Origin of the sequence: Pantoea sp. AS142 (assembly GCF_037152305.1) — a bacterium.
Taxonomy (GTDB): Bacteria; Pseudomonadota; Gammaproteobacteria; order Enterobacterales; family Enterobacteriaceae; genus Pantoea.
This window is the reverse complement of record NZ_JBBCMO010000005.1, coordinates 293,859-303,619: the sequence shown is the minus strand read 5'-3', so window position 1 is coordinate 303,619 and position 9,761 is coordinate 293,859. Positions and strand designations below refer to the sequence as shown.

At 52.6% G+C, this 9,761-nt stretch carries 8 protein-coding genes, 3 tRNA genes and 1 pseudogene; 1 reads left to right on the top strand and 11 read right to left on the bottom strand.

What is annotated here, in order from left to right; all coding sequences use genetic code 11:
• Window positions 1–32 precede the first annotated feature (32 nt).
• From WFO64_RS12340 to tam, 9 genes are all read right to left on the bottom strand, one after another.
• Window positions 33–109 (bottom strand) — tRNA-Arg (locus WFO64_RS12340).
• 82 nt (window positions 110–191) lie between these two features.
• Window positions 192–268 (bottom strand) — tRNA-Arg (locus WFO64_RS12335).
• Between the two features lie 8 nt (window positions 269–276).
• Window positions 277–369 (bottom strand) — tRNA-Ser (locus WFO64_RS12330).
• Window positions 370–652: 283 nt separating this feature from the next.
• A complete protein-coding gene (csrA, locus tag WFO64_RS12325) occupies window positions 653–838 on the bottom strand; it encodes a carbon storage regulator CsrA (RefSeq protein WP_008927091.1) in 186 nt (61 codons plus the stop codon).
• A gap of 249 nt (window positions 839–1,087) precedes the next feature.
• Window positions 1,088–3,715: an alanine--tRNA ligase gene (alaS, locus tag WFO64_RS12320; RefSeq protein WP_337012052.1), complete on the bottom strand. Its 2,628-nt coding sequence runs from the start codon at window positions 3,713–3,715 to the stop codon at window positions 1,088–1,090.
• A gap of 133 nt (window positions 3,716–3,848) precedes the next feature.
• Entirely contained in the window at window positions 3,849–4,367 is a 519-nt protein-coding gene (locus tag WFO64_RS12315; protein WP_337012050.1) for a regulatory protein RecX, read from the bottom strand.
• Between the two features lie 123 nt (window positions 4,368–4,490).
• Complete coding sequence (gene recA / locus WFO64_RS12310; protein WP_337012048.1) at window positions 4,491–5,558, bottom strand: recombinase RecA; 1,068 nt, start codon at window positions 5,556–5,558, stop codon at window positions 4,491–4,493.
• 95 nt (window positions 5,559–5,653) lie between these two features.
• Window positions 5,654–6,148 carry a nicotinamide-nucleotide amidase gene (gene pncC, locus WFO64_RS12305; protein ID WP_337012046.1) on the bottom strand — a complete coding sequence of 165 codons (495 nt, stop codon included), beginning with the start codon at window positions 6,146–6,148 and terminating at the stop codon, window positions 5,654–5,656.
• 105 nt (window positions 6,149–6,253) lie between these two features.
• Window positions 6,254–7,030 (bottom strand): trans-aconitate 2-methyltransferase, encoded by a 777-nt coding sequence (gene tam, locus WFO64_RS12300; RefSeq protein ID WP_337012074.1) that lies wholly within the window; start codon window positions 7,028–7,030, stop codon window positions 6,254–6,256.
• Window positions 7,031–7,197: 167 nt separating this feature from the next.
• Between tam and WFO64_RS12295 the strand changes: the two are divergent.
• Window positions 7,198–8,088 (top strand): annotated as a pseudogene (locus WFO64_RS12295) (dihydrodipicolinate synthase family protein).
• A 34-nt stretch (window positions 8,089–8,122) separates the two neighbouring features.
• Here the strand turns inward: WFO64_RS12295 and WFO64_RS12290 are convergent.
• Window positions 8,123–8,458: a zinc ribbon domain-containing protein YjdM gene (locus WFO64_RS12290; RefSeq protein WP_010248517.1), complete on the bottom strand. Its 336-nt coding sequence runs from the start codon at window positions 8,456–8,458 to the stop codon at window positions 8,123–8,125.
• Window positions 8,459–8,538: 80 nt separating this feature from the next.
• Entirely contained in the window at window positions 8,539–9,621 is a 1,083-nt protein-coding gene (gene mltB / locus WFO64_RS12285) for a lytic murein transglycosylase B (RefSeq protein WP_337012044.1), read from the bottom strand.
• Between the last annotated feature and the right edge of the window lie 140 nt (window positions 9,622–9,761).

The window sequence follows — 9,761 nt, the reverse complement described above, 5'->3', positions numbered from 1 at the left end:
TTCAGAAACCAACCTGAGGATGATACGAAGAATGGTGCATCCAGGAGGATTCGAACCTCCGACCGCTCGGTTCGTAGCCGAGTACTCTATCCAGCTGAGCTATGGATGCATAAATCTGATTCTTGTACAACGCAGGGTGCTAACTACTCACCATGAAAGGAATTGCTAATTCGCTTTATACTTCGTTTCGATGGTGCATCCAGGAGGATTCGAACCTCCGACCGCTCGGTTCGTAGCCGAGTACTCTATCCAGCTGAGCTATGGATGCATCGAAAATGGCGGTGAGGGAGGGATTCGAACCCTCGATACAGCTTTTGACCGTATACTCCCTTAGCAGGGGAGCGCCTTCAGCCTCTCGGCCACCTCACCTTACGCTTTCTTTCGAACTGTGCGTCTGAACGTTGTTTCTGCTCATCGGCACTGCGTGGCGCACATATTACTTTCCCGGACTTTTAAGTCAAACAATTTTTCCGAAACTTTGTTTGATTGAACAAATCACACCCAATTGGGACGAAATGGCGACAAAAAGAGTGAATTATCAACAATGAAAGATGACGACGTTAACAAAACAGGGAAGAAACGTGAGAATAGAAAAGGCAGGATTTTTATATAAAGCGGTAGCGCCTCGCACAGGTGCGAGACGCTGAATCCGTTAAACGCTGGTTTGTTGCGTTTTTTCAGCCTGGATGCGTTGATAGATCTCTTCGCGATGCACAGACACTTCTTTCGGCGCGTTAACCCCTATACGAACCTGGTTACCCTTAACACCCAGCACCGTTACAGTTACCTCATCACCGATCATGAGGGTTTCACCAACTCGACGAGTTAGAATAAGCATTCTTTGCTCCTTGAAAGATTAAAAGAGTCGGGCTAGTACAGGCTCCCGGCATTATCCATCACTTAACGCTGCACATTGACTATGAGAGATACATCAATGCACATCGATGCGCCAATACATTCTGCTGATAGTTAGTTTAGCCGAAATACACTACATCAACCGGACTTTGTCATTTGCTGCTTTAGTATCGTATTAAAAAGCGCCGGAACCGGGGTTCTGACGCTTCAGACGATGTCTTGTTCTATTTCATTACAGGCGACTGTTAACCCAGCTCTCAACCCCAGCCAGAGCCACTTTCAGCGCGTCAGCATCGTTACCACCCGCTTGTGCCATATCAGGACGGCCACCGCCCTTCCCACCAACCTGTTGTGCCAGACCGGCAACCAACTCACCCGCTTTAACCCGGTCAGTCAGATCTTTGGTCACACCCGCGATCAGCGACACCTTACCTTCAGCAACCGTCGCCAGCACAATAATAGCCGACCCCAGTTGATTCTTAAGATCATCAACCATGGTACGCAACATTTTGGGGTCGACATTGTTGAGCTCACTGACCAGCAGTTTGACGCCCTTAATGTCGATGGCATTGCTGCTCAGTGAAACGCTTTCCTGCGCGGCTTGCTGATCGCGAAGTTGCTGCAACTCCTTTTCCAGAGTCCGGACATGATCGACCAGACCACGCACTTTATCGTTCAGGTTGCTGCTGTTCGCTTTTACCAGCTGAGCAAGATCATGAAGCTGGCTGCTCTGCGCATTGACCTGAGCCAGTGCGCCTTCACCAGTAATCGCTTCAATACGACGGACACCGGCTGCGGTACCTGACTCAGCCTGAATGCGGAATAGGCCGATATCACCGGTGCGCGCAGCATGGGTACCACCGCACAGTTCAACGGAGAAATCACCCATGGTCAGAACGCGCACGCGCTGATCATATTTCTCGCCAAAGAGCGCCATTGCACCTTTAGACTTCGCCGCATCAAGATCCATCACTTCAGTTTCTACCGGCAGGTTGCGACGAATCTGTGCATTGACGATATCTTCGACCTGACGAATCTCCTGAGGTTTCATCGCTTCGAAATGCGAGAAATCGAAACGCAGGTACTTGTCGTTAACCAGCGAGCCTTTCTGCGCTACATGCTCGCCTAAAACCTGACGCAGAGCGGCATGCAATAAGTGGGTAGCAGAGTGATTAAGACGGATGCGCGCACGACGTGCCGCATCAACCTGCGCCTCAAGACGATCACCGATACGCAACTGCCCTGCGGTCAGCTTACCGACATGACCAATTGCCTGACCATATTTTTGTGTATCCTGGACGCTAAATTCAGCATTCTTCCCTTTCAGCACACCGGTATCGCCTACCTGCCCCCCCGATTCGCCATAGAATGGGGTTTCATCCAGCACAACAACGGCATCCTGACCCGCGGTCACTTCATCAACCGACTCGCCTGCAACATAGAGCGCTTTAACCGTAGCAGCTAAGTCGAGCTGGTCGTAGCCTTTGAAGGATGAGGCGGCATCGATGCGGATAACGTTGCTGTAGTCAGCGCCAAAGCCACTCGCTTCACGTGCGCGCTGACGCTGTTGCTCCATCGCCTGCTCAAAGCCCGCTTCATCGATTTTCAGATTGCGTTCACGGCAGACGTCAGCCGTTAAATCAACCGGGAAGCCAAAGGTATCGTAGAGGCGAAAGAGGATTTCACCATCCAGCGTGTCGCCCTGCAGTTTTTCCAGTTCTTCATCCAGCAGCGCCAGTCCGCGCTCCAGCGTTCTGGCAAACTGATCTTCTTCGCTTTTCAATACCTGCTCAACCTGAGCCTGCTGGCGCTGTAACTCTTCACCTGCTGCACCCATGACTTCAATCAACGGCGCAACCAGCTTATAGAAGAAAGCCTCTTTGGCACCCAGCATGTTGCCATGACGCACGGCGCGACGAATGATACGACGCAGCACGTAGCCACGGTTCTCATTTGAGGGGAGCACGCCATCGGCAATCAGGAAAGCACAGGAGCGGATGTGGTCGGCAATGACGCGCAGCGATTTGTTACTGAGGTCAGTGGCGCCGGTAACCTGTGCCACGGCCTGAATCAGTTTCTGGAACAGGTCGATTTCATAGTTGGAGTTGACATGTTGCAGAACGGCAGAAATGCGCTCAAGGCCCATTCCGGTATCAACCGACGGTTTTGGCAGCGGCAGCATGGTGCCATCAGCCTGACGGTTAAACTGCATAAAGACGATATTCCAGATTTCAATGTAACGGTCACCATCTTCTTCCGGACTGCCTGGTGGGCCACCCCATATGTGATCGCCATGATCGTAGAAAATCTCGCTGCACGGACCACAAGGACCCGTATCGCCCATCTGCCAGAAGTTATCTGACGCATATGCGCTGCCCTTGTTGTCGCCGATGCGAATAATGCGTTCGCGTGGCACACCGATTTCATTCGCCCAGATATCAAAGGCCTCATCATCGGTTTCATAGACCGTCACCCACAGACGCTCTTTTGGCAGGCTGAACCACTGTTCGCTCGTCAGCAGTTCCCAGGCAAAACCAATCGCCTCTCTCTTGAAGTAGTCACCAAAGCTGAAGTTACCCAGCATTTCAAAGAAGGTGTGGTGACGAGCGGTGTAGCCGACATTTTCAAGATCGTTGTGTTTACCGCCTGCGCGTACGCAGCGTTGGGATGTGGTCGCACGTGTGTAATCACGTTTGTCCTGACCGAGGAACACATCTTTAAACTGGTTCATCCCGGCGTTAGTAAACAATAACGTTGGATCGTTATTCGGTACGAGGGAGCTGCTGGTTACAACCTCATGTCCCTTGCTATGAAAAAAGTCGAGAAACGCTTGACGGATCTCAGCAGTGCTCTTGCTCATATATATCCTGGAATCACGCTAACGAACGTTCCCTCTGATCGGCGCGGCCACATTCTCGTGGTGCCTGATTAGCGGAACAAAAAGTGGGAATAAGATAAATTTTCTTCGGTGGGAAGTAAAATTACATCGGCTTTTAGTCATCAAATTTTCTGAAAATGGACTGGATATCTTCGGTCATAAAGCCCTTTGACTGCAGATAGCGTAGTACTTTCGCTTTCTCTTTCCACTCTGTGGGCAGGGGGTGTCCGAATTTTCGCTCCGCCAGCTGAGCCGCACACGCCGGCCAGTCAACGTCCGTCTCTTCCATCGCAATATCAATAGCTTCACGGTCGATGCCTTTCTGGGCCAGTTCCAGGCGCACACGTTGTGACCCAAAACCTTTACGGCTCCGGCTCTGGATAAACCGCTCGGTAAAACGCTCGTCATTTAACCAGCCGCTTTCCTGGCACCAGTCCAGTACCTGCTGCAGCAGTGCTTCGGTAACAATTTCGGGCTCTTTTTTCTGCGCCCATGCGGCACGCTGAGCTGACTGTTGCAATTTACGTGCTAACTCCGCACGGCTGTGATCGCGCTGACCCAGAATACGCATCGCACGGTCTAGCAGACGAGAGTAAGAAACCACATTGGGTTGGGGCTGAGAGGGTTCAGTCATACTGCGCACCTTGTACAAACAGGGAGGAGATTATGGCGACAGAACAGGACAGAGGGAAGGCAAGAAAGATAATAGAGGGGGTAAAAACTACGGGGGAGGCTTTCGCCCCTCCCGCATCAGCGATTAGAAGTCTTCGTTCGCTTCACTTTCAGCGTTTTCGTTCTCAGCAGACTTATCTGCTGCGAGTTTTTCATCCGCGCCGTTAAGCAGCATCTCACGCAACTTCAGATCAATTTCGTTTGCCACAGCAGCGTTATCTTTCAGGAAGTTGCCGGCATTCGATTTACCCTGACCAATCTTGTCGCCATTGTAGCTGTACCATGCACCTGCTTTTTCAATCAGCTTGTGCTTCACGCCAAGGTCAACCAGCTCACCAAAGGTATTGATACCTTCGCCGTACATGATCTGAAATTCAGCCTGTTTAAATGGCGCGGCAATTTTGTTTTTAACCACTTTAACGCGGGTTTCACTGCCCACCACGTTATCGCCCTCTTTGATTGCACCGATACGGCGGATATCAAGACGGACAGAGGCGTAGAACTTCAGCGCGTTACCACCAGTCGTCGTTTCCGGGTTACCAAACATCACACCAATTTTCATACGGATCTGGTTGATGAAAATTAGCAGGGTATTTGACTGCTTCAGGTTACCGGCCAGTTTACGCATTGCCTGACTCATCATACGTGCCGCGAGGCCCATATGTGAGTCACCGATTTCACCTTCAATTTCCGCTTTAGGCGTCAGAGCGGCGACGGAGTCCACGATGATGACATCAACGGCGCCAGAGCGCGCCAGCGCATCACAGATTTCCAGCGCCTGCTCCCCGGTGTCGGGCTGAGAGCAGAGCAGGTTATCGATGTCTACGCCCAGTTTCTTAGCGTAAACCGGATCAAGCGCATGCTCGGCATCGATAAAGGCACAGGTTTTACCTTTTCGCTGTGCAGACGCGATAACCTGCAGGGTCAGCGTGGTTTTACCGGAAGACTCGGGGCCGTAGATCTCAACGATACGGCCCATTGGCAGACCGCCTGCGCCTAATGCGATATCCAGCGAGAGCGAACCGGTAGAGATGGTTTCCACATCCATTGAGCGGTCTTCACCCAAGCGCATGATGGAGCCTTTACCAAATTGTTTCTCAATCTGGCCCAGCGCGGCAGCTAAAGCCTTCTGTTTGTTTTCATCAATCGCCATTTCAACTCCTAATCAAGCCGGGTAAACACGCACTCAGGGTGCCTGCACTCTTTCTGTTGCCGACAATTATACTGTATAGTCATACAGTATCAAGTTTAATTTGTCAGAAATTCGCCATACAGTTTCTGCAGGGCCCATGCAACCGACTGGCGGCGCACGGCATCACGATCGCCGCTAAAATGCTGCTCAAAAGTCAATATTTTATCCTGCGGTCCGGCAAAGCCAAACCACACCGTGCCTACCGGTTTTTCTTCACTGCCGCCATCCGGGCCGGCAATGCCACTGACGGAGATCGCGTAGTCAGCATGAGCCGCCTGGCGCGCACCCAGCGCCATCTCACGCACCACCGCGTCACTTACCGCGCCATACTGCGCCAGCGAGGCTGCCTGAACATTAACCAGTTGCTGTTTGGCCTCATTACTGTAGGTCACAAAACCGCGTTCGAACCAAGCGGAACTGCCGCTGATATCGGTAAAGACTTTGGCAATCCATCCCCCCGTGCAGGATTCCGCACAGGTTACGGTGGCATTAAGCTGCTTCAGCTGCTCACCTATCTGCGCACTTAGTGCCTGTAATTGCTGATCATCCATTACAACTCTCCCTTAAGCTATGGGTTGAAGGTGGTGCAGAAAAACGGCTTTTTCAAGGTCACTCATCACTATTGCGCTGTTTTTGCGGCTTGTTTTCCACCGCGCTTACTGTTTTTTCACCGCAATGATGAAAAGACGCGGGAAGGCGAGCAAAACCTGACTATTAGCCTGGGCCGCATAGGCGCTAAGCAAACGCTGATGATAATCGGTAAGAAACGCCGTCTGTTCAGACCCATCCAGCGTCGCCAGGAAAGGCCTTAAGCCGGTCGCCTGCAGCCAACTGATAATCGCCTGTGCATCGGCCATCACGTGATAATAGGTGGTACGCCAGATATCCACCTCACAACCTGCCTGGGTAAGCAGATCGTAATACTCGCCAGTGGAGAGCAGTTGTGTACGTTCAGCGGCTTCTGCATTGATGCGGGAACGCCAGCGATCTGTTGCCGCCACCTCGCGCATCAACTGGTGCGACGGCTCATTAAGGTTATCAGGCATCTGGATCGCCAGCACGCCTCCGGGCACCAGCTGGCTGACCAAATGGGGAAACAGCGTGGCGTGTTTATCCAGCCATTGTAAAGAAGCGTTGGCATAAACTACCTGCTGCGGCGCATCCGCCTGCCAGCTACGGATGTCCGCCTGGACAAAACGGCAGTGCGGCAGGCGTTCACTGGCCTGAGTTAGCATCGTCGTAGAATTGTCGATTCCGGTGATCTGCGCCAGCGGCCAGGCCTTGGCGAGCAGCTCGGTGCTGTTGCCGGGTCCGCATCCCAGATCGGTCACCTGCTCAACCTGTTCCAGGCTGATGCGCGCCAGCAGTTCGCGGGCTGGACGGGTTCGTTCCGCTTCAAATTTGCGATACAGCACGGGATCCCACTCTTTCATCATGATCTCTCGCTTCGTTATCAGATGCATTCGTTTACTCAGACGGATGAAAGGTGAAAAAGTGCGACCCGTTGTTCATTTTTGAATCATGCGCTGGCACACACCAGTTGGAATAATTAAGTTAAAACACTGCTTCATTTTTTTAACACCCGGTTCAGGCGTTAGCTATGAGTGAAAAATCGGCCTTTATCAGTGTCTGGTGCCCTTCTGTTACCCCGTTCAATGCGCAGGGCGCCGTTGATATCGACGCGCTCGGGCGACATTTCTCTCGCCTCAATGACGCCGGTATCGACACCCTGTTGGTGATGGGCAGCATTGGCGAGTTCGCCTCACTGACGCAGCAAGAGCGTTTACAGTTGATTAAGGAAGTCAGGCCATTATCATCGCTGAAAATGGTGGTGAACGTCTTGGCGACCTGTATCCCTGACATGCTGGAGCTGGCTGAAGCTGCCTGGAAAAATGACATTGATGCGGTGATGGTGCTACCGCCCTACTATTACGGCCAGACGCAACATCAGCTGATGCATTACTTCGAAGCGCTTGACGCACAGCTGGGTGGCGAATGGTTTGCCTACAATTTTCCGGCACGCACCGGCTGCGACCTGACGCCGGCGCTGATTGCTGCCCTGGCTGCAAAGCTGCCCAACTTTGTCGGCATCAAAGATACGGTGGATGGCCTGTCGCATAACCGGGCGATGCTCGAAGAGACCCGCATCAAGGTGCGCAGTGATTTCACCGTACTGTCAGGGTATGGCGAATACCTGCTTCCCAATCTGCTGGCGGGCGGTGCCGGGGTGATCTCAGGACTGAATAACATTGTGACGGAGTATTTTGCCCAAATGATGACCACATGGCGAGCGGGCAATCTACCCGAGCTGATGCGCCTGCAACAGCAGATCGGCCGACTGACGGCAATTTAAACTATCGGCGATGATTTTGTGACGACGATTAAAACCGCCGTGGCGCGTCGCTATGAATCAATGAGCAGCGGCTCACGTAACTATGGTGGCGCTCTGAGCGCGGAACAGTGTGCTGCAATCGAACAGCTGTTCAACTAAACAGGATAGCGGACGCATCCCTGCGCCCCTGATCTCAGTTCTTTTTCACAAACTCAGATTTTAATTTCATCGGACCAAATCCGTCGATTTTACAGTCGATGTTGTGGTCACCTTCAACCAGACGAATGCTTTTCACTTTGGTGCCGATCTTCAGTGATGAGGAACTGCCCTTCACTTTGAGATCTTTGATCACCGTAACGCTGTCGCCATCTGCCAGCAGATTGCCGTTGGCATCACGCACTTCCAGTGTTGCATTGCTGCTGTCACCTTCTCCCTCGGTCCAGATATGGCCGCAGGAGGGGCAGTTGAGGTTATCGCCATCTTGCCAGGTGTAATCGGCGTGACAAGCTGGGCAGGCAGGTAAAGACATAACGACTCCAGAGATATCAGTGGCTGTGTGGCCTTAAAAAGGGCGCCATCATATAACCTTGTAGTTAACAAGGATAGCCTTTATAACAGCCCGCCCTGCCGTGCCTTGCTCACTGCCTCACCTAACTGCCACACCGCCATCGCATAATGAGTACTGTGGTTGTAGCGGGTAATGACATAGAAATTAGGTAAGCCGTACCAGTACTGGTAGCTGGAGCCCAAATCGAGGCGCAACAGACTGACCTGATCGTTACCGTTCAGCGAGCCTTGTGGTGACAGTCCTGACGCTGCCAGCATACTGACGCTGTAACGGGTTTTGAAGCCATCTTCCAGCATCGGTGCCTGACCGTTGGCCGGAACCGCCACATTTTCGCCGCTGCGCCAGCCATGCTTCTGGAAGTAGTGCGCCACGCTGCCGATAGCATCCACCGGATCCCACAGGTTTGCATGACCGTCGCCGTTGAAATCAACCGCATAATCATTGTAAGAGGAAGGCATAAACTGGCCATAGCCCATCGCCCCAGCGAAGGAGCCCTTCAGCGCCAGCGGGTCATCCTGCTCTTTACGCGACATCAACAGGAAAGTTTCCAGCTCGCTGCTAAAGTAATCGGCGCGTCGCGGATAGTTAAACGACAAGGTCGCAAGCGCATCCAGAATACGCGTTTTACCCATTACGCGACCCCAGCGAGTTTCCACGCCAATGATACCGACAATAATTTCCGGCGGAACGCCATAGACCTGCTGCGCACGCTGCAGGGCATCCTGATACTGGTTCCAGAACCCCACCCCGTTTTGTACGTTATCCGGCGTAATGAACTTGTTGCGATAGCGAATCCAGGCTCCATTAGGTCCTGGCGCTGGCGTGTAGCTCGGCGCCTGACGATCCATCAGCCGCAACACATAATCCAGTCGTTTTGCCTGACCGATGATGTTGTGCAGCTGCTGACGATCAAAGTCATGCTTCTCCACCATCTTATCGATAAATTGCTCGGCTGCCGGGTTACCGGCAAAGTCACCAAACATCGCCTGTCCGCTGTGCGACGGCTGCAGTAAAAACCCGCCCTGTGGCGCAGCCAGCATCTTCTGCTGGGACGGGACTTCAGGTTTGCTGCTGCAGGAGGCCAGAAGCGGGATGAACGCAAGGAGGGCTAGCTTGAGACGCATCGGTTATCCATAAACGAGGAGTAAATTCAGATGCGGTAATAGTAGACGTTCAGCGCAATGACATACAGGGCAAATTCTTAAAAAAACGTCAAGGAAACGGTTGGTTAAAATGGCCGCGGGGCAGCCTCTCCCCCGCGGCC